This is a genomic window from Lysobacter sp. F60174L2 (assembly GCF_052547135.1).
In genome coordinates, this window is record NZ_JBQWRA010000003.1 from 512,745 (window position 1) to 532,247 (window position 19,503).

The window sequence follows — 19,503 nt, forward strand, 5'->3', positions numbered from 1 at the left end:
GCATCGTAACGGAGCGCGCGGACGCCAGCGTCGGGCGAACAAATCGCTGGAGCACGCCATCCGCCCTCGGCTATACTGCGCGGCCGGCCGAAGTGGCGGAATCGGTAGACGCAGCGGATTCAAAATCCGCCGCCCTTAAAAGCGTGTGGGTTCGAGTCCCACCTTCGGCACCAGTAGCAGAAAATCCTTGTAAATCAGTAGCTTGCAAGGGTGTACTAGAGCAAGTCTAGTACATGTGTCTAGTACATGTGGGCCCCTAGGCAGACCTGGGGGCCCTTCTGCTTTCAGAGAGCGCGCGCTATCAGCCGGGAGAGCCCAACGAGGGTCGTTACCGCAGCGAACAGGTGGGGGAGCGTGTAGTCGGTGAAGGTTCTTTCGCAGCGGATAGCCCGGTAAAGAGCGACCGCCTTAGCGCGCCGGAAGGCCCAAAGCGCGTCCGCCGAAACCTCAATGTTGTTGGAGCCGTAGTTCCCGCTCATGCTCCCGCCTGCACTTCGGAGGGAGTTGAGCGAAACCACCCGGCCGGATAGTTGTGCTCTCGGCATAGGGCCTAATTTGGACAGTATTGTCTTACGCCGTTCTTCTGCTGTATTGCCCGCGGAAGCCGTCACGTGTGGGGCCGCGATCTTCCGAACGGCTGCGGTGTCCCCGAGCTGGCAATTCGCATCACTTAGGAAATCGGCGAAGGGGCGGACTTTGCTCACAAGCCAGAAGCGCCACCAAAAGTACAAGAAGCCGACCCACGCAGCCGCTAGCAAGACTTGGGGATGTTCTAGTCGAATCGGAAGCATCCCAGAGACAGTGGCGTTCTCTCTGAGCGAGCCCCCGGCTAGGTTGTATATCAAAAGGCCAATCGCTAGAACGTACATGTCCCGCCGCTGGCGCAGTGCGTCGGCTGGAATGTCCTCACGCCCCGCCAAGTTTCTCCTAGCCATGCTGTCCCCTTAGCCCCCGAGCAAGCGCCCACTCTAGCGCCCGGCCGTTTTGGCACAAATCACCGAGCCCGCATCATCAAGCGATCGACGGCCAGTTCCCCCCGTAGGGGGTGTCTGGGTTTCCCAGGCGGGGCGGGGGGCGCGCGCGACAGGAAGGCCGACAGGGCACTGTCCGTGTGCCCCACGTGCGTTGGACTGCCTGCGGCTCGCACGTTGCCGACCAGGTGACAGCATGGCAGTCCGCGGCCTGGGAGACAGTCGGCCAACGGCGCGCGGCTGCGTAGGAAAACCCCTAGTTCCCTTGTGTACCGAAAGGGTCCCGAGCCGGGGCCGCTGAAACCCTTGTGCCACTTGGGCCGATGCGTGCCGCTTTGCATGTACCGAAACGGGATGCTACGGTACACCCTCACCACCTCCCAGGAGACCCAGGCCATGACCACCGCCAAAGCACGCAAGCGCGTTGCCATCTATGTGCGCGTGTCGACCACCGATCAGACCACCGAGAACCAACGCAGGGAGCTCCTGGAGGTCGCTGAGCGGGCGGGGTGGGACGTGGTCGGGGTGTTCGCCGACGAGGGCATATCGGGGGCCAAGGGACGCGACAAGCGGCCCGCCTTCGATGCGGTCCTGAAGCTGGTCACTCAGCGTAAGGCGGACATGGTCGCGGCCTGGTCGGTCGATCGCCTGGGGCGGTCCCTTCAGCACCTGGTGGAGACCCTGGGGGACCTGAGGGGTGCGGGGGCTGACCTGTACTTGCACAAGCAGGCCCTGGACACGACCACGCCAGCGGGGCGGGCCATGTTCGGGATGCTGGGCGTGTTCGCCGAGTTCGAGCGGGAGATTATCCGCGAGCGCGTCGGGGCCGGCATGGCAACCGCTAGGGCCAACGGGAAGACTATCGGGAGGCCAAGGGCGAGTGAGGCGACCATCGCGAAGGTGCGGGAGCTCAGGGCTCAGGGGGTAGGGATCAGGAAGGCGGCGAGGGAAGCGGGGTGTGGGGTGTCGCTGGTGCAGCGGCTGGAGGCGACGGGCTGAGGCGCAGCGGGAACCCTGGATCTCTCTGAGGTCCGGGAGAGTGAGTTCTTCTTTGCCTAAAGGTTCCCTTCGGGCAACTTTCGATTACCGGACACACTAGCAATTCACACCAAACGAACCCTCGCGCCGCCCGTGCCGCCTCCCTTCGGCACCCGCGGCCGGGGGTTCTTCCGATTCCCGGACACACACGAAGGATAGGCGTCGAACGATTGGACCTCGTAGTCGTTACAGACGCCCCTCCAATTACTACTTACCCCCGATAGACGGGACCCGGATTCGACTGCCCACACGCCAATCGGAGCCGCCGAACGGTTACTGGACGTAGTTGAGGGACAGGAGCCGCGCGGCCCCGTGCGCGCCCCTCTAACGACGGTCCCAAGCCTTCAGGAGACCCCCCGCGGAGAGGCGCCCCCGCGCTGACACGTTAGGCGCAAGATCGCCGACGTTTCGATTACCCCTTCCCCTCCCACAACAGCCCGCCAGTTCGGCGAAGTTGTTAGCGACACGGCCACCCTCTGACGGGTGCGGAATCCGACCTTTTTTCACCGCCGCGCGGACCCCCCAGGGACCGTGAGGTCTCCCCGTGTCTGACCCCCGGACACACCACAACAGAGAGCAGGAGAATGGACAAACTGAAGACACTGAGCGCGACCCCGCGCTATGACGATGCAACCTGTGCGGTCGACGGATGCGCCAGGCCGACCCGCACCTGGTCGCGATGGTGTACCAACCACGCCAGGCAGCGACACCGGACCGGAGACGTCAACGGTCGGATACTGAAACCTAGGGAGCTAGCCCCGCATCGGGAGCTTGCCGAAACCTTCCTGGAGAGGCGCAAGGATCACCCCGCGGTCATCGCGGCGGAGGCATGGGCCCAGGCGTTGTTGCATGACAACGTGCGGTTGCCCGAGCGGGTGCAGGAGCATCTAAGCCGGCTACGCGACTATGAAGTCACCCCCAGGGAAATCCTGGTGGCGATCCTCTCGGTGTATGGCATGACCGCACAGTTCCCGAATGCGTTTGTGAGCGTGACGACGAGGAACGCCAACCTGGGGCGCGTGGTGATGAAGCTGCGTCCCTTGCCGCAAACCACCTCAGGGAAGACAGGTCGACGGTACTCGGTGACTCCTCCGGCGAAGGTTGCCGCGGCACTAGGGGAGGTGATCGCCGACGAGGCCGGACTATGGGCGACTAGCTTCTGGCGGACGATCAACGCGGCCCTTAGGAATCCTCAGGATGCGGCGGGGCGGCTGAAGGCAGAGGCGGAAAAGCTATGGCATGAGGCCAGCCAGGCGGAAGCCCGATTGCCGAATCCCGACGGATGGAAGCTGACCATTTCAGGAGCTGCGAAGTGGGCCGCAATGAATCAGCAAGGCGGGCCCGAGGTCGACGACCAGGATGGCAGCGAGGGCGAGCCATGAACGGCGCCGACTTCCGGCTGGAGCGTCTGACCGCGTCGCTACTGAGTCGACGGACCACGCTAAAGCGGCTGCTGGAGATGAAGGACCAGACGCAGAGGTTCGACCAGAACCGCGGGTTTGTGTTTCTGCTGAGAGGCGCTGAGAGGCAGCGAGTCGAGGAAGAGTTGCAGAGCGTCGAGGCGCTGCTAGCGGCAGCGATGCCGGCCGAGTAGATAGGCCGAGCGGTCCCCTCCTAAGGGACCTCCACAACACCACCAATGCGGCAAGAGCCGCACGCCGTCCCCTATCCGCGCGAGGGGCTGGCGATGAACTGTGCGCGGCACTAAAGGAAACGAAACGATGACTGAAGAGTTCAAGCGAGGTAACAGCGGGCTAGCCACTGAGACCACCATCGACACCGGCACCAACCCGATCAACGGCAAGCCGTCGCTGGTCACCATCCGGCACCGCGGGGACCTTGGGAACCCCGATGGCACCGACAAGGCGGACACCACCGGCATTAGCGAGCGGACGTTGGTCGAGCCGATCACCCGACGGATTGAAGAGCTCGAACGGATGCTGGACGAGGAGACCAATCGACTCGATCCCGCGACCCGGCGCCCGATGAAGGCGATCACCAACCAGGAACACCGAGCCCGGTTGACCAGGGAGCTCCTGCATCTGACACAAGCCGAGCTCCCGTATGCCAGGGCGAAGTGGACAGAGATCCAGGCAGGACGGGTAGCCAAGCCGAGCGCCAACGACAAACTCCAGGCGGAGCTCGATCGAAAGGCGCGTATCCAGGCGCGAGCGATGGAGATTGCCGAGGAAGAGGAAGCCCGAGCCGCGGTGGAAAAGGTGCGGTTCCAGCGGCGCAGCACCGGCCAAGGCGGCTAAGCCAGGCCGTTAGGACCACCAGGTAATCCCAGGGAGCCGAGAGGTTCCTTGGGGCCCCTGCCGGTCCCTCCTGCCCATTCCCATAGGTGCCCACGGGCGCCCGTGCAAACGTGGCTAACGGGAGGGATCGGCGCGGGTTTTGTACCCAACCGATCACAGAGAGAAACGATGAAAGAGCAGAGAGAGCAGGGCGCCGAGCGTGCGTCCTACATTTACCGGAACGTGTCCTTTGAGTGCGCGGCCTTCGACAAGTTGAAGGAGTACCAAAGGAAGCTAGAGGCGGCTGAAGGTCGCACGATGACCAACGGGGAAGCGTTGTCCAGGTTCATCCTCAATAGCCCTCTGAAGTAGGGGGGTGTGCAGTGAAGGAAGTGGAGCAGGCCTCCGATGTGGAGATGGTCGAGCGGACCCGGATCAAGACGCACCCCGCGTTGCAGCCCCGCGACTTGGCGCTACTGAAACAACGCGAGCGCGTGCGCCAGGAAGACCAGTCGGAGATGCACATACACGACATGGCGCTGTTGCTGAAAGCCGACCCCAAAGCGGAGTTGGTGCCCTTGCACCTGGCCGACGTAGGAGGGGAGCTGTATGTGGTCGATGGTCACCACCGATTGCAGGCGTACAAGCGAGCGAAGCGGGACCAGGTGCCGGCACGGATAAAGCCGATGTCCATGCGACAGGCTAGCCATGCATCGAAGCTGGCGAACGTCACTCACACGAAGCTGGAGATGCGAGCGGCGCAGAAGCGCAACGCCTTGTGGCACCACCTCGCGGCCATCACGCACGAAGGGGCCAACCCTCTGCCCGTTGGGGTTTCCCAGAGGTCCCTTCAGGGTCGCTTTGGGGGATCGCTGGACACCGTTCAACGGATGCTCAAACGACTCCCCCATGTGATCCCCGACGAATACCCCCCGGAACACCGGGACGGGATTACAGGGTGGCCCCATTGGCGCTACGTGGGCGCCACGGCCCGTAACGGGCTCTATCAGGAGATGACCCCCGAGGCCCGGCTTCAGTGGGCCGCGCACAAGTACAAGGGGCACCTGGTGAAGCTGTGGGAACGAACGGACCCGAGGGCCGTAATGCTGGCCCACGAGGAGCTAAAGCGGGAAGCGATGGACGCAGACGAGCAAGCGCTACAGACCGACCTGGACGCGGCTCACGCCGTGGTCATGGAGGAAGAAACGCTGGAGTTTTGACCGAAACAGGGACGTTACACGCCGGTCACGGATGACCGAATCGGTCACTTATCGGCCGACCGATCGACCCACACAACCACCGACAGGAAAACCATGAACGATTACCAAACCACCGGCCCGCCGCGCTTCACTCCGACCCCAGAGCAGGAGGCCAAGCGGGAGGAAGAGCGGGCCATCTTTGCCGAGCTCTACAGGCGACTGGAGCAGCCCTCAGAGGCCAAGCCACGCACCAGGGACCAGGACCAGGCATGGCGCCAGCGGGCGAACACACGGAGACGCCTGGGGGACCTGAGGGGCCGTCTGGATACCCTGGCGGCCAAGCTGGAGGCGATGCACACCGAGGGCGTCAGCCCTTGGGGGCGGGAGGGAGAGCTCCCGCTGTGCGCGGACGGTTGGAACGGTCGAGCCAGGGTGCCCGGGATGGTCGAGCGCATGGACCGGGTACGGCTAGAGGCGGCTGAGGGGTGCGAGCTATCGGCCGACTTCCTACGGGAGGTCGAGCCGCTGTTTCTGCTGTGCCAGGAGCTCAGGCAGGAGGCGCCCCCGGTACGCACGCCCGAGCAGGAGCGAGCGCGCACCCTAGCCAACCTGAGCCCCCAGGTGCGACAGAGGCTAGAGGACGCGAGACGCCGCGGATGGCGCGGGTTTCACGATGTCGACGATGAAGCGGCGGCGGAACAGGACCAGTTCGACGCATGAACCGTGGGCCGTGCGCGAGACCTTGGCGCGGTCGGCGAGCTCACCAGGCAACAGGGATTCGACAGCGGTTGAGACCTTCATAGCGGTTACTCCGAAAGGGGCGGACAGGTGCCCCAGTCCCGACGCTACATCCAAAAAAGTTGACTGTGTGACACCGTCCCCGCGGGTGGACTACTTTGAGCCGCGGGCCTTTGCAGACGGGCGTACAACCACCTTCCGGCCTACCTTCCGCACGAAGGAATCGAGGGCCCTGCCGTAGGAAACTGCGCGGACCGCTTCGCGCTTCGCGTCGTCGCCGACACCTGCCGAGTAGACACCGAACGTCATGCCCTGGCGTTTGTGTCCCACGATCAGTTGAATGGTCGACTCAGGGACCCCGGCGCCCTCCATCTGAGTGATGACAGTCCCGCGCAGGGCGTGAAAATCTAGGGCGCGGTCGGTGACTCCTAGCTGGCGGATCACACGGCCGAATCGCTTTCCGACGTACCAGGAACGCTTTGAGTCGGGACCGCCTCGCAACAATCCAGGGATCAGGAAACCATCGGTGGAGGTGGCGGCGAGCTGCGCCACTAGCGGAGCGATGGCCGGATGGATCGGGACGCGGCGGATTGCGGCCGGTGTCTTTCCCTGGGTGATGCGGAGACCGTCGCCGTCGATGTTGGAGACCTCCAGTTCGCCGACCTCTTCCCGGCGCATCCCGGTATAGGCACCGAGGACCGTAAGGGCCCAGACGGGATCGTTAGGGGCGATGCCATGCAGGACGGTCCCGAGCTCCTCAGACGACCACGGGCGGCGCCGTGGGGCCTTGCCGCGGCCGGACTCGCGCACCGTGAGGCGGTCGAAGGGATTGGCGTCGATTGAGCCACGCGCCGAGAGCCAGGCGAAGAAGGTGCGTAGAGTGCCGACCTCTTTCTGGCGGGCGGATGCCGACAGTGGGACGGGAGCGCCGTCGGGGCCCTTCCGGGTGCGCTTCTGGACCACGTCAGCCACGTAGGTTCCGGCGACCTTGCGGGAGACCTCCAGGGGCTCGCGATCGCTACCGAACCAGTCCAGGAAGGCGGCGAGGTGACGGCGCTTTTCGTCGACCGTCTGAGCCGTTAGGTGCCCCGCGGATTCCTCCAGGTAGGCTTCGGTGCGCTTGGCCAAGGTGCGCGACAGGGAGCCGCTGAGGACCTTGTAGCCCCTGCGGACCTTGGAGAGGGCCTCAGGAGGGAGACGGGGATTGCCTTCATCGTCGCGGCCCAGGTGGGCGGCTTGATCGTCCAGGAAGTCTTCGACGGCCGCGTCAAATCCGGCCTCTGCCTGGTCGGGGTCTTCGGTGCCCGCTTCGATGCCCTCACGGGCGCGCGTGGCGAGCTCCAGGAGACCTTCGGGTGTGTCGGAGAGTGAGGGATTCGGAGCCCTCGCGACGGCGCTAGCGATGAGTGCCTGGAGCTCAGCGATCGCGGCATGTTTGCGGCGGTTGGCTTCGACGCGGTCCCGAGTCTGGAGGGAGCGGAGTAGGACCTTCTGGCCGACGGCGGCTTGGTGTTCGCGTGGGACGGCAAGCTGGACATACCAGCCCAAGCCACGCTGTTTTAGGTAGGACGGGGCGCGGGTTTTGGATGCCATCGGGGGCCACCTCCGAGGGCAACTTTAGTACATGTGTTTAGTACATGCACCCCGGCTGAGAGCTAATAACTACAAGGGCTGCGGCTTTGACAGGGGTCCGAGTTCGAGTCCCACCTTCGGCACCAGTTACAAATCAGTTACAGGAAAGGGCCTGCGAGCAATCGCAGGCCCTTTGTTTTGATCGATGCATCCGCTTCGATGCAGGGTGCGGTCACAGCCCGCCGTTGCGCGCCATCCCCGCGGCGAACACGAAGATCACGCCGACCAGCATCAACTCGAAGCGGACGATCCGGCGGGCGCGCCCGACCTGCTCGATGGCCGGCAGGAACGCGGGATCGGCACGCACGGCCTTGCGCCAGCGGGCGAAGTTGAGGGTCGGCAGGATCGACAGCAGGCCGACCAGCACGTAGGCGCCGATCTTGGCGTGGAACCACGGGTTGTGCAGGTAGAAGTCGTGGCCCTTGATGCCGAAGCCGATGCGCAGCAGGCCGGCGATCAGCAGCAGGACGGCGCAGAGGCCGTAGCCGGCGTCCAGGCGGGCGAGCCGCTGCAGGACCGGGGTATCCAGGGTTCCGCGCAGCAACACCGACTGCGATACCAGCATCGTGACCAGGCCGAATACCAGTACGTGGTGGAGGGCGGCGAGGAGGAAGTCGGTCAGCATGGCGGGTTCCGTGGGGGCCGGAGCAGCGCGTCAGGTCGCCAGGCTCGATGCGGCGCGGGGCGACGTCCGGGTCGCGGGCGTCAGTGGGCGCCGTCGGTCGGCAGCGCCTTGGCGGCGCGGGTGAACCACTCGCCGTCCTGCGGAACGAACATCGAGCACGCTTCCATCTGCGCCTTGTAGATGTGCACCGATACGGCGACTTCGTCGTTGCTGGTGTTGCGGATGGAGTGGTACTCGTGCGGTGGGATCAGGCTGCCGGCGCTGCCGGGGCCCGCGACCATGCCGCCGGCGGCGCGGAAACGCGTGCGGTCGCCATCGGCTTCGAGCAGCTCGTACTGGGTGATCTCCAGCTCGCCATCCCAGACGCCTTCGACGCACCACAGGCCGCAATGGTCGTGTACCGGCGTACCTTGCCCCGGGCCCCAGGTCATCGCGACGACGCTGTAGCCGTGCTGTGGGCTGCGGTAGATCTCGCGGCGGGCGTAATGGTCCTCGATCGGCTCGAACACGCACTGCGGCAACTGTATGTCGCGGTCGCGGATCATCCGGCACAGGGTGCTGCGCAGCGCCGCGGTGATTGCGTGCTCGTCGCCGCTGCTGACGGCGGTGTCGATGGCGCTCACGAGCTTGTCGTGGCCGGGGAAGGCGATGTCGGGCAGGGCTTCGGTGCTCATGGGGTCGATTCTACCCGCGTTCGATACGGGGGGCTGTGGCGCGGGTGGTGGTTGTACGAAGGCTTCGGGACGCGTTTTGAGCGGGTTCCCTGTAGGAGCGACGTAAGTCGCGATTTCCCTGGCATCCGGGATCGCCGTGCGATCGCGACTTACGTCGCTCCTACAGGGGCATCCGGTGGTTGGCAGCTATTGCAGGTTGTCCAGGAACTCCCGGACAGCGGGGCCGAAGCGGTCGAAATCGACAAGGAAGGCGTCGTGGCCCTGCGGGGAGTCCAGCGGCAGGAAACGCGACTCGGCGCCGCCCGCGCGCAGGCCGTCGGCGATTTCGCGCTGTTGCTGCAGGGGGAAGAGGATGTCGGTCGCGGCGCCGATCGCGAGCGCCCTGTCGACCCGGATCGAGGCGAGGCCGGCGCGGGTGTTGCTCCTGCCGTCGCCGGAGCGCTGCGCGCAGTAGTCGCCGAGGTCGAACCAGTCCATCGAGCGGCTGAGGTAGAGGTAGCAGTTGGGGTCGAAGTTGCGGACGAAGCGGCGGGCGTGGGCCTCGAGGTAGCTTTCGACCTCGAACTCCAGCCCGAACGGCTCGTCGTCGGCGCCGTCCCCGTCTTGCGAGGACCGGTCCAGTCGCACCCGGCCGAAGCGGCCGTCCCACTCCAGCGCCGAGCGGTAGGTGATGACGCCCATCTTGCGCGCCATCCGCATGCCGGACTCGGGGTAGCTGGCGTCGTCGTAGCCGCCGTTGTTCCAGTTCGGGTCGAGCCGGATCGCCTCGCGCTGCAGGGATCGGATTGCGATCGAGAACGGCAGCGCCTTCGCCGCGCCGGAAATGTTGACGTGGCTGCGGGCGATCTCGGGGTGTTTCACCAGCAGCGCCAGCGCGGCCATGCCGCCCATCGAATTGCCGATGACGCAGGCGAGCTGGTCGACGCCGAGTGCGCGCACGACGTGGGCCGCGGCCTCCGCGCCGTCCTCGATCGACAGTTCGGGGAAATCAAGGCGGTAAGGCGCGCCGGTGTCGGGGTTGATCGTGGCCGGTCCGGTCGAGCCCTTGCAACTGCCCAGCGAGTTCGCGCAGATGACGAACCAGCGGTCGCTGTCGATCGGCTTGCCGGGGCCGAGCATCGCCTCCCACCAGCCCGGCGCGGGGTTGCCGTCGTTGGCCGCGGCGTGGGCGTCGGGTGAGAGACCGGGGACGATCAGGATCGCGTTGTCGCGTGCGGCGTTCAGCGTGCCCCAGGTCTCGTAGGCCATCCGGGCGCCGTGCAGCTCGCCGCCGCGCTTCATCGGGAACGGCGAGGGCAGGTCGATGTAGCGGGTGCCGGGGGGGATGAATTCGGTCATGGACGTCCTATTCGATGACGTGGTCGATCATCAGCGCCGCGGTGGCGTCCGGGCCGGTGTCGACCCTCACCGGGGCGGATTCGAAATCACCCGGCTGCGCGGTCGCGTCGCCGCTGGCGGAGATGCGCGCTACCAGCTCGACCTGTTCCACCTGCGACAGCTTCAGCGTCGGCATCGGGCTGTCGCTGTCGTCGAGGGTGACGGTCAGCGGGAAGCCGGTGGCGCGCAGTTTCTCGGCCGCGACCGGCATGGGCGGGCCGTCGGGCTGGCGGGCGATCACGAACACCACAGCCCCGTCGGGGTACTGCATCGCCAGCGCCGGGTCGAGCGAGACGCTGACGGTGATGCGGGCGGCATTGGCATCCGGCTCCGCGACGGCTGGCAACGGCTCCATCCCGGCGTCGGCGCGGGCGAGGTTGATCTGCTCGCGCAGGCTGGCCGCGGTGTTCGCATCGACGGCGGCCAGCAGCGGTTCCCAGGTCGCGACCGCTTCGGCCGCCTGTCCGGCCTGGCGCTGGGCGATGCCGAGGAACCAGCGGGCGCGCTGGTGCATGGGTTCGACCTGCAGTGCGTGTTGCAGCATCGAGATGGCTTCGGCGTCGAACCGGCGGCCCTCGGCGGCCTTGGCTCGGGCTTCGGCGGCCTCGGCCAGCAGAGCCGGTTCGTCCGGCGCCAGCTGCACGGCGCGGGCATAGGCATCGCGCGCTTCGGGCAGGCGACCCTCGGCATCGTAGGCGCGGGCGAGCAGGCGCCAGCCTTCGACCTGGTTGGGGTCGCGTTCCAGTTCGGTACGCAGTTGAGTGATTGCTTCGGACAGCGTTTCCGGCGCCTTGCGCTGGGCCGGATCGAGCGCGCGCGGGGTGCCGACCAGCGCATAGACCAGGCCCGTGGTGACCGCCAGGGCGACGAGTACGCCGATACCGGCCGCCGGTCGCGCGCGCCACAGCGGCCGCAACACGAACGCGAGGACCAGCAGGACCAGCAGCGCGCTGGCGATCACGAACGCGGTCATCACCACTCCTGGTCTTCGTCGACGGCAGCGGCGGCTTGCCGGTTGCCACCGCGCTTGCGCACGATGCCGGCGACGACGAAGCCACCGACCAGCAGCACCGCTGCCGGCCCGAACCACAGCAGCCAAGTGGTCGGCTCCACGCGCGGGCGGTACAGCACGAACTCGCCGTAGCGCGCGACCAGGTAGTGTTTGACCTCGGCGTCGGTCTTGCCCTGGCGCATCAGGTCGAGCACTTCCTGCCGCAGGTCCTGGGCGATCGCCGCGTTGGAGTCGGCCAGCGACTGGTTCTGGCACTTCACGCAGCGCAGTTCCTCGGTCAGCGCGTGGAAGCGCCTGGCCTCGGCGCGGTCGGTGAACTGCGGTGGCGCGACGGTATCGGTGGCCTGGGCCAACACCAGGGTCGGCACGACCAGCACCAGCATCAGTGCGACGCCGAATGCGAGGTGCTTCAGGAAGCCGGCGACCTGCCCGGAAACGGCGGTTTCACGACGCGACTCAAGATTCATCGCGTCTCCACCTCGGCCAGTACCGGCAGTAACTCCTGCTCGATGGTCGCCTCGCTCATCGGTCCGACGTGCTTCCAGCGGATGATGCCGTCGGCGTCGACCAGGAAGGTTTCCGGCGCGCCGTAGATGCCCCAGTCGATCGCGTTCTCGCCGGTGTAGTCGGTCAGCACCAGCCAGTAGGGATTGCCGAACTGCTCCAGCCATTTCAGCGCATCGGCGTGTTCGTCCTTGAGGTTGTAGCCGATCACGCGCACGCGCTTGGACTCGGCGAACTTCGTCAGGACCGGGTGCTCGACCCGGCACTCCGGACACCAGCTGCCCCAGACGTTGAGCAGGTAGGGCTCGCCGGCCAGCTCCTGCGAGGTGACCAGCCGGCCGGCCTCGTGCAGCACCGGCAGCTCGAATGCCGGAGCGGGCTTGCCAATCAGTGGCGAGGGCAGGGCCTCGCGGTTGCCGTCGCGGCTCAGGATCACTCCGGCCAGCAGCAACAGCGCGAGCAGGGCGAACGCGACCAGCGGCAGCCAGCGCATCATCGGAGACTTGTTCGTGCTCATTTCGCGGGCTCCCTGCGGGCGGTGTCGACGCGGCGGAAACGGCGGTCGGTGGCGGTGACCAGGCCGCCGAGCATCATCAGCAGCGCACCCGCCCAGATCCAGCGCACGAACGGCTTGATGTGCACGCGCAGCGCCCAGGCGCCGCCGCCGAGCGGCTCACCGAGGGCGACGTACAGGTCGCGGGTGAAGCCGCGCTCGATCTCCGCCTCGGTGAGTACCTGGCCGCCGCTGGCGTAGGCGCGTTTTTCCGGATGCATCAATACCAGTGGCGCGCCGTCGGCGAACACCTGCACGGTGCCGTAGTCGGCGCGGTAGTTCGGTCCCTGGCGTTGCTGGACGCCATCGAAACGGAACGAATATTCGCCGACTTCGATGGTCTGGCCGGGCTTCACCGCGACCTCGCGCTGGACATTGAGTCCCTCGACCAGCAGTGCGCCGACCAGGAACACCGCGACACCGAAGTGGGCGAGGGTCATGCCGAGCATTTCGGCGGTGAGGCGACCGCCAGAACTGCGCAGCCGCGACCACACGAACCGCAACGTGCCGGCGCCGATCCAGACCGCACCGACCACGCCGGCCGCGACTTTCCAGGGGCCCTGCGGGGCGAAGAAGAACGCCAGCACGCCGGCGGCCAGCGCCAGCCCGGCCCACGGCAGCAGCATCGCCAGCGGCTTCGAGACCTGCTCGCGCTGCCAGCGCGTCACCGGCCCGAACGGCAGCAGCAACACCAGCGGCGCCATCAGCAGGGTGAACAGCAATGCGAAGTACGGCGGGCCGACCGAGATCTTGCCCAGTTCCAGCGCATCCGCCAGCAGTGGGTACAGGGTGCCGAGCAGGACCATCGCGCAGGCGGTCGACAGCAGCAGGTTGTTGGCCAGCAGCAGGGTTTCGCGCGAGGCTGGCTCGAACGGCTTGCCGTCGTCCTCGCCCGGCGCGCGCAGCGCGTACAGCAGCAGCGAGCCGCCGATGATGATGCCGAGGAAGATCAGGATGAACAGCCCGCGGGTCGGGTCGGCGGCGAACGCGTGCACGCTGGTCAGCACGCCCGAGCGCACCAGGAACGTGCCGAGAAGCGACAGCGAGAACGTCGCGATCGCGAGCAGCAGGGTCCAGCCGCGGAACGAGCCGCGCTTTTCGGTCACCGCCTGCGAATGCAGCAGCGCGGCGCCGGCCAGCCACGGCATGAAGCTGGCGTTCTCGACCGGGTCCCAGAACCACCAGCCGCCCCAGCCCAGCTCGTAATATGCCCACCACGACCCCAGCGCGATGCCGACCGTCAGGAATGCCCACGCGACATTGGTCCACGGTCGGGTCCAGCGCAGCCAGCGCGCATCGACCTTGCCGTCGAGCAGCGCCGCGATCGCGAACGCAAACGGCACCGAGAACCCGACGTAACCGAAATACAGCATCGGCGGATGGATGATCATCCCCGGGTCCTGCAGCAGCGGGTTGAGGTCGCGGCCCTCGACCACCGCCGGCAGCAGTCGCTCGAACGGGTTGCTGGTGAAGATCAGGAACGCGAGGAAGCCGACGCTGACCACGCCCATCACCCCGAGCACGCGCGCAACCACCGTCATTGGCAGCGCCCGAGAGAACCGCGCGACCGCCGCCGTCCACAACGCCAGCACCAGCGCCCACAGCAGCAGCGAGCCTTCATGCGCGCCCCACACCGCGGTGTAGCGGTAGACCATCGGCAACAACGAATTGGAGTTCTCGGCGACATAGCGCTGCGAGAAATCCTGGCTGACGAAGCCGTAGGTGAGGATCGCGAACGCCAGCCCGACCAGCAGCAACTGCGCATAGGCCGCGGGCCTGGCGACCGCCATCCACGGTGCGATGCCGCGCTGCGCCCCGGCCAATGGCAATGCCGCCTGCAGCGCCGCGAGCAGCAGCGCCAGGACCAGCGCGACCTGTCCGAGTTCAGGCAGCATGACTTGGCTCCTTCTCCCGCTTGCGGGAGAAGGCCGGGATGAGGGGGTGAGCGCCGCAGGCGCGATTGCTTTTTGGAGCAGCAACATCAAAAGCTGCCCTCACCCCAACCCTCTCCCGCGTTGCAGGAGAGGGGGCAAAAACAGCGATCACGGATTCGTCCCCGATGGCGCATCCGGCGCCTCGACGTCGTGCTTCTGGTGCGCCATGCCCATCTTGTCGGCGACTTCCTTGGGCATGTAGGTCTCGTCGTGCTTGGCCAGCACTTCCTCGGCGACGAAACGGTCGCCGTCCATGCGCCCCGTCGCGATCACCGCCTGCTTCTCGCGGAACAGGTCGGGCAGGATGCCGGTGTAGGTGACCGGCATCAGCGCGTCGCCGTCGGTGACGGTGAAGTGCGATTCCAGGGTGCCGTCGATGCGCTCGATCGAACCCTCGGCGACCATTCCGCCGAGCCGGAACCGGGCCTGGCCGGACTTCACCTCCGCGCCGGCCTCGCCGCTGATCACCTCGTTGGGCGTGTACAGGTAGGCGACGTTGCGTTGCAGGGCCATCGCGACCAGGGTCGCGGCGATCGCGGCGGCGACCACGAGGGCGGCCACCCAGAGCAGGCGGCGTCGGCGGATCGGGTTCATCGGGTCAACTCGTCGGGGGATTTCGGGGTGGAGCGGCCGGCGTGTCGCGCGGCGCGGCGGCGCGCGTTGCCCAGCTCGCGGCGGATCTGCAGGCGGGTGGAGATGTAGTCCCAGCCCAGCACGACCGCGAACACGGCATAGGCCGCGATGACGTAGTTCTGGTAGCTCATCGGCGTTTCCCCGGCGGCGCGGCCAGTTCCGCGACCCAGGCCTTGCCGGACTCGCGCCGCAGGTTGTCGGCGCGCGCGCGCATCAGCAGCGCGCCGATGAACCACAGATGGGTGCCGACCACCATCCACAGCAGCGGCGGCAGCATGCTCGGCGCCATCGACGATTCGCCGAACAGGCGGATGGTCTGGCCCTGGTGCAGCGAGTTCCACCACACCACCGAGTAGCGGATCACCGGCAGCAGCACCACGCCGACGATCGCCAACAGCCCGGCGGCGCGCGCGGCGGCGCGGCGGTCGTCGATCGCGTTGTACAGGCCGATCACGCCCAGGTACAGGAACAGCAGGATCAACTCGGTGGTCAGCCGCGGGTCCCAGTCCCACCAAGTGCCCCACATCGGCTTGCCCCAGATCGCCCCGGTCACCAGGGTGATCAGGGTGAAACCGGCGCCGATCGGCGCGCAGGCCATTGCCAGGATCTCGCACAGCTTGATCCGCCAGACCAGCGCGATCGCGGCGTAGAACGCCATCAGCCCGAACACCGCCAGGCTCATCCAGGCGCTCGGCACGTGGATGTAGAGGATGCGGAAGCTGTCGCCCTGCTGGTAGTCGGCCGGCACCACGAACAGCGCGCCGTACAGCCCCCACGCCATCGTCAGCAGGCCGAACAGATAGGCCCACGGCGCCCAGCGCGCGGCGAAGCGATCGAAGTAGGGGGGCGAACCGAGTTTGTGGAACCAGCGGACGATTGGATTCATACGGTTTCCCCCTCTCCCGCGTGCGGGAGAGGGCCGGGGTGGGGGCACGCGAAGGTCGGCATCCGGCACCGGCTTCAGTTCAGCGCGATGCGGATGGCCGCGGCGGCGGCCAGCGGGGCCAGCACCAGCGCCACCACCAGCCCGGCGCCCAGCAACAGCAAGGCGCCGACGGGGTCCAGTCCCTGGGCCGAGGCGGTCACGCTACCGGCGCCAAACACCAGCACGGGCACGTACAGGGGCAACGCAAGCAACGCCACCAGTATACCGGAGCGCCTCATTCCGACCGTCAGCGCCGCCACCACCGCGCCCAGCAGGCTCAGCAGCGGCGTGCCCAGCGCCAGCGAGGCCATCAGCACCGGCAACTGCCCGCGCGGCAGGTGCATCAGCTCGGCCAGGAACGGGGTTGCGACCAGCAGCGGCAGCGCGGTCGTGGCCCAGTGCATGAACGTGCGTACAGCGACCAGCCAGCCCAGCGGCACCGGCGCCAGCATCCACTGCTCCAGCGAGCCGTCCTCGGCGTCGCCGCGGAACAGCGTATCCAGCGCCAGCAGGCCGGCCAGCAGCACCGCCAACCACAGCACGGCACCGGCGACCCCGGCCAGGGCATCGGCTTCGCCGCCGAGCGCCAGCGCGAACAGGGTCACCACCAGCACCGCGAACAGTGCCGGCTGCAGCGCATCGCCACGGCGGCGCCAGAGCAGGCGCAGGTCACGCAGCATCAAGGCCCGGGCGGCACCGGCCAGGGTCGGCGCGGAGGCGCTCATGCCGCCGCCTCGAGGCCCGGCCGCTGCATCACCAGCAGGCGCGTCCGGACTGGCGGCGCGGCGTAGGCGCCGTGGGTGGTCACCAGTGCCGCGCCACCGGAGCGCAAATGCGCCTGCACCATCCGGTTGACCAGCTCGATGCCGGTCAGGTCGAGGTTGGCGTAGGGCTCGTCGAGCAGCCACAGCGGCGCCGGCGACAGCCACAGCCGGGCCAGCGACAGGCGCTTCTTCTGGCCCGCCGACAACTGCCGCGCCAGCGCGTCCTCGTAGCCGGACAGGCCGACGATCGCCATGGCGTGTCCGGGCAACTGGGCGCGGCGACGCCCCTGCAGGCCGCACAGGAAGTCCAGGTTCTCCAGCGCGCTCAGGTCCGCCTTCAGGCCCGGCAGGTGGCCGAGGTAGGCGATGGCCCGTGCGCGGCGCGCGGCATGCGTACGTTCGCCATCGATATCGATCTCGCCACCGTCCGCGCGCAGCAGCCCGGCCAGTACCCGCAGCAGGGTGGTCTTGCCCGCACCGTTGTCGCCCTGCACCAGCAACGCCTCGCCGGCATCGACACTGAAGTCGAGCGGGCCGAAGACCGGTTCGTCATTGCGTGCGAAGCGCAGGCCGCGGGCTTGCAGCAGCGGCGGGGCGGGGCGATCGGGTGGGGTCATGGTGGCCAGGCGATGGAGAGCCGCGGTCCCGGGGACCACGAAACCTTCATTTTACGCAGTGACAACGTCATCCACCCAATCGGTGAATGCGGCGACCGCCTCTGGCAGGGGGCGTGCGTCGGGGCGCTCCACAAGCATCCGCAGGCGCACCGGTTGGCCGCGCTGCCAGTCCAGCACCGCTGCCTGGCCGAATTCCTGCGCCAGCAGTCCGGTGGTCGGGCCATCGATGTCGGCAAGCAGCCAGCCCGGTTCGCGCCATTGGCCGTCCGGGCATTCGCTCCAGGCGACATGGCGTTGCACGCCGATGGCGTCGAGCTGGGCGACCAGCAGTGCGTCCGCGGTTTCGTTGGCGGTGTCGGAATGCGGCTCCGAGGCGGGATTCCAGGCGGTGATGAAGACGTATCGCTGCGCCGGGCAGTAGGCCTCCAGGTCGCTGGCCGGATGGCCGACCCGCAACGGCACCGTGTCGCCGTCGAGTACCACCGCGTAATGCGCGGCGGCATAGGCAGCGGCCAGTTCAGTCGCGTCGACAACCTGGAGTTCACGCATGGCCGCAGTGTCGGCCGGCTCCAGCGACGATGCAACTTTGCCGGCGGCGCCGACAGGCGGATCGCAGCGGCGCGATTTCGTACACTCGACGGCCCACAGACGCCCGCGATACGCCATGACCCCCGAGACCAAGCTGCCGAAGGTCGGCACCACCATCTTCGCCGTGATGTCGCAGTTGGCCGCCGAGCACGGCGCGGTCAACCTGGGACAGGGTTTCCCGGACTTCGACGTGCCCGCACGGCTGGTCGATGCGTTGGCGGGCGCGATGAAGCAGGGCCACAACCAGTATTCGCCGATGCACGGCGTGGCGCCGCTGCGGCAGGCCATCGCCAACAAGACCGAACGCTGCTACGGCCATCGGCCCGACATCGACGCCGAACTCACCGTCACCTCCGGCGCCAGCGAGGCGATCTTCGATGCGGTGCATGCCGTCATCCGCCCCGGTGACGAAGTGATCGTGCTCGACCCCTGCTACGACTGCTACGAGCCGGCGATCGAGCTGGCCGGGGGCATCGCCGTGCACGTGCCGCTCGACCCGCGCACCTTCGCGCCCGACTGGGACTTGGTGCGCCAGGCGATCACGCCGAAGACCCGGATGTTGATGACCAACACCCCGCATAACCCGTCGGGCGCGATGTTCACGGCCGACGACATCGAGCAGTTGACCCGGCTACTGCGCGGCACCGACATCATCCTGCTGTCGGACGAGGTCTACGAGCACATCGTGTTCGACGGTGCCCGCCATGAGTCGGCGTTGCGCTACCCGGAGCTGCGCGAGCGCGCGTTCGTGATTTCAAGTTTCGGCAAGACCTACCACTGCACCGGCTGGAAGGTCGGCTACTGCATCGCGCCGCCGGCGTTGAGCGCCGAGTTCCGCAAGGTCCACCAGTACAACACCTTCTGCACGTTCACCCCGGCGCAGTTCGCGTTCGCCGAGATGATCGACGCCGAGCCCGGGCATTACGAGACGCTGGGCGCGTTCTACCAGGACAAGCGCGACCGTTTCCGCGAGCAGTTGCTGACGACGAAGCTCAAGCCGTTGCCGGTGCCGGGCGGGTACTTCCAACTGGTCGATTACTCCGGCGTGAGCGATCTCGACGACGCCGCGTTCTGCCGTTGGCTGACCGTCGAGCATGGCGTGGTCGCGATTCCGTTGTCGCCGTTCTATGGCACCCCGCCTGAAGGCCAGCGGCTGGCGCGGCTGTGTTTTGCCAAGAGCGAGGCGACGCTGGACAAGGCGATCGAGCGCCTGCGGAAGTTGTAGGGGCGCGCTTTTTTGCCTTGTGTAGGAGCGACGTAAGTCGCGATCACGCTTTCCGTTGCGGGAAAGCCCGTTTCCCACGGAACAACGCACGTCGCGATCGTCTTTCTTCCCGATCTCGCCGTGAGATCGCGACTTACGTCGCTCCTACAGGTGTGGTCGCATCGGCATGTCTGGAGCACGTGCCAGAAGTTCGATCCCTACCGGCACATGCCCCAGGAGCAGACCGTCGCTACCGTGCTTCGACACATCACCACGGA

21 protein-coding genes and 1 tRNA gene are annotated in these 19,503 nt (G+C 67.0%); 8 read left to right on the forward strand and 14 right to left on the reverse strand.

Annotation, left to right across the window (positions count from 1 at the left end):
* Positions 1–86: 86 nt before the first annotated feature.
* From ACT9AS_RS11325 to ACT9AS_RS11355, 7 genes are all read left to right on the forward strand, one after another.
* Positions 87–173, forward strand: a tRNA-Leu gene (locus tag ACT9AS_RS11325).
* A 1,194-nt stretch (positions 174–1,367) separates the two neighbouring features.
* Positions 1,368–1,970 (forward strand): recombinase family protein, encoded by a 603-nt coding sequence (locus ACT9AS_RS11330; RefSeq protein WP_445100229.1) that lies wholly within the window; start codon positions 1,368–1,370, stop codon positions 1,968–1,970.
* A gap of 623 nt (positions 1,971–2,593) precedes the next feature.
* A complete protein-coding gene (locus ACT9AS_RS11335) occupies positions 2,594–3,391 on the forward strand; it encodes a hypothetical protein (protein WP_445100230.1) in 798 nt (265 codons plus the stop codon).
* The gene (locus ACT9AS_RS11340; protein ID WP_445100231.1) at positions 3,388–3,603 is read left to right on the forward strand and encodes a hypothetical protein; all 216 of its coding nucleotides are present in this window, start codon (positions 3,388–3,390) and stop codon (positions 3,601–3,603) included. The genes ACT9AS_RS11335 and ACT9AS_RS11340 overlap by 4 nt, the downstream gene beginning before the upstream one ends.
* Before the next feature lie 127 nt (positions 3,604–3,730).
* Complete coding sequence (locus tag ACT9AS_RS11345; RefSeq protein WP_445100232.1) at positions 3,731–4,267, forward strand: hypothetical protein; 537 nt, start codon at positions 3,731–3,733, stop codon at positions 4,265–4,267.
* Positions 4,268–4,629: 362 nt separating this feature from the next.
* Positions 4,630–5,466 (forward strand): hypothetical protein, encoded by an 837-nt coding sequence (locus ACT9AS_RS11350; protein WP_445100233.1) that lies wholly within the window; start codon positions 4,630–4,632, stop codon positions 5,464–5,466.
* Between the two features lie 93 nt (positions 5,467–5,559).
* Positions 5,560–6,165 carry a hypothetical protein gene (locus ACT9AS_RS11355; RefSeq protein ID WP_445100234.1) on the forward strand — a complete coding sequence of 202 codons (606 nt, stop codon included), beginning with the start codon at positions 5,560–5,562 and terminating at the stop codon, positions 6,163–6,165.
* Positions 6,166–6,336: 171 nt separating this feature from the next.
* On the opposite strand, the gene ACT9AS_RS11360 is transcribed toward ACT9AS_RS11355, so the two are convergent.
* The 14 genes from ACT9AS_RS11360 to ACT9AS_RS11425 all read right to left on the reverse strand — a co-directional run bounded on the left by ACT9AS_RS11360 (position 6,337) and on the right by ACT9AS_RS11425 (position 17,982).
* Positions 6,337–7,776, reverse strand: coding sequence for a DUF6538 domain-containing protein (locus ACT9AS_RS11360; protein WP_445100235.1), 1,440 nt, complete (start codon positions 7,774–7,776; stop codon positions 6,337–6,339).
* Positions 7,777–7,987: 211 nt separating this feature from the next.
* On the reverse strand, positions 7,988–8,440 hold the full coding sequence (locus tag ACT9AS_RS11365) for a DUF2214 family protein (protein ID WP_445100236.1): 453 nt from the start codon (positions 8,438–8,440) through the stop codon (positions 7,988–7,990).
* A gap of 80 nt (positions 8,441–8,520) precedes the next feature.
* On the reverse strand, positions 8,521–9,114 hold the full coding sequence (locus ACT9AS_RS11370; protein WP_445100237.1) for a cysteine dioxygenase: 594 nt from the start codon (positions 9,112–9,114) through the stop codon (positions 8,521–8,523).
* A 186-nt stretch (positions 9,115–9,300) separates the two neighbouring features.
* The gene (metX, locus tag ACT9AS_RS11375; RefSeq protein WP_445100238.1) at positions 9,301–10,452 is read right to left on the reverse strand and encodes a homoserine O-acetyltransferase MetX; all 1,152 of its coding nucleotides are present in this window, start codon (positions 10,450–10,452) and stop codon (positions 9,301–9,303) included.
* Positions 10,453–10,459: 7 nt separating this feature from the next.
* Entirely contained in the window at positions 10,460–11,464 is a 1,005-nt protein-coding gene (locus ACT9AS_RS11380) for a c-type cytochrome biogenesis protein CcmI/CycH (protein WP_445100239.1), read from the reverse strand.
* Positions 11,464–11,886 (reverse strand): cytochrome c-type biogenesis protein CcmH, encoded by a 423-nt coding sequence (locus tag ACT9AS_RS11385; protein WP_445100367.1) that lies wholly within the window; start codon positions 11,884–11,886, stop codon positions 11,464–11,466. The genes ACT9AS_RS11380 and ACT9AS_RS11385 overlap by 1 nt, the downstream gene beginning before the upstream one ends.
* Positions 11,887–11,966: 80 nt before the next feature.
* Positions 11,967–12,524 (reverse strand): DsbE family thiol:disulfide interchange protein, encoded by a 558-nt coding sequence (locus tag ACT9AS_RS11390; RefSeq protein WP_445100240.1) that lies wholly within the window; start codon positions 12,522–12,524, stop codon positions 11,967–11,969.
* Entirely contained in the window at positions 12,521–14,455 is a 1,935-nt protein-coding gene (locus ACT9AS_RS11395) for a heme lyase CcmF/NrfE family subunit (protein ID WP_445100241.1), read from the reverse strand. Before ACT9AS_RS11395 ends, ACT9AS_RS11390 begins: the two co-directional genes overlap by 4 nt.
* A 147-nt stretch (positions 14,456–14,602) precedes the next feature.
* Positions 14,603–15,088: a cytochrome c maturation protein CcmE gene (gene ccmE / locus ACT9AS_RS11400; protein WP_445100242.1), complete on the reverse strand. Its 486-nt coding sequence runs from the start codon at positions 15,086–15,088 to the stop codon at positions 14,603–14,605.
* Positions 15,085–15,258 carry a heme exporter protein CcmD gene (gene ccmD / locus ACT9AS_RS11405; RefSeq protein ID WP_445100243.1) on the reverse strand — a complete coding sequence of 58 codons (174 nt, stop codon included), beginning with the start codon at positions 15,256–15,258 and terminating at the stop codon, positions 15,085–15,087. Before ccmD ends, ccmE begins: the two co-directional genes overlap by 4 nt.
* Positions 15,255–16,013 carry a heme ABC transporter permease CcmC gene (ccmC, locus tag ACT9AS_RS11410; RefSeq protein ID WP_445100244.1) on the reverse strand — a complete coding sequence of 253 codons (759 nt, stop codon included), beginning with the start codon at positions 16,011–16,013 and terminating at the stop codon, positions 15,255–15,257. Before ccmC ends, ccmD begins: the two co-directional genes overlap by 4 nt.
* A gap of 74 nt (positions 16,014–16,087) precedes the next feature.
* Positions 16,088–16,777 (reverse strand): heme exporter protein CcmB, encoded by a 690-nt coding sequence (gene ccmB, locus ACT9AS_RS11415; protein WP_445100245.1) that lies wholly within the window; start codon positions 16,775–16,777, stop codon positions 16,088–16,090.
* The gene (gene ccmA / locus ACT9AS_RS11420) at positions 16,774–17,433 is read right to left on the reverse strand and encodes a heme ABC exporter ATP-binding protein CcmA (protein WP_445100246.1); all 660 of its coding nucleotides are present in this window, start codon (positions 17,431–17,433) and stop codon (positions 16,774–16,776) included. Before ccmA ends, ccmB begins: the two co-directional genes overlap by 4 nt.
* Before the next feature lie 51 nt (positions 17,434–17,484).
* Positions 17,485–17,982, reverse strand: a complete 498-nt coding sequence (locus ACT9AS_RS11425; RefSeq protein ID WP_445100247.1) for a DUF3293 domain-containing protein — start codon at positions 17,980–17,982, stop codon at positions 17,485–17,487.
* 115 nt (positions 17,983–18,097) lie between these two features.
* On the opposite strand from ACT9AS_RS11425, the gene ACT9AS_RS11430 reads away from it, so the two are divergent.
* Positions 18,098–19,246, forward strand: coding sequence for a methionine aminotransferase (locus tag ACT9AS_RS11430; protein ID WP_445100248.1), 1,149 nt, complete (start codon positions 18,098–18,100; stop codon positions 19,244–19,246).
* The last annotated feature ends 257 nt before the right edge of the window (positions 19,247–19,503 follow it).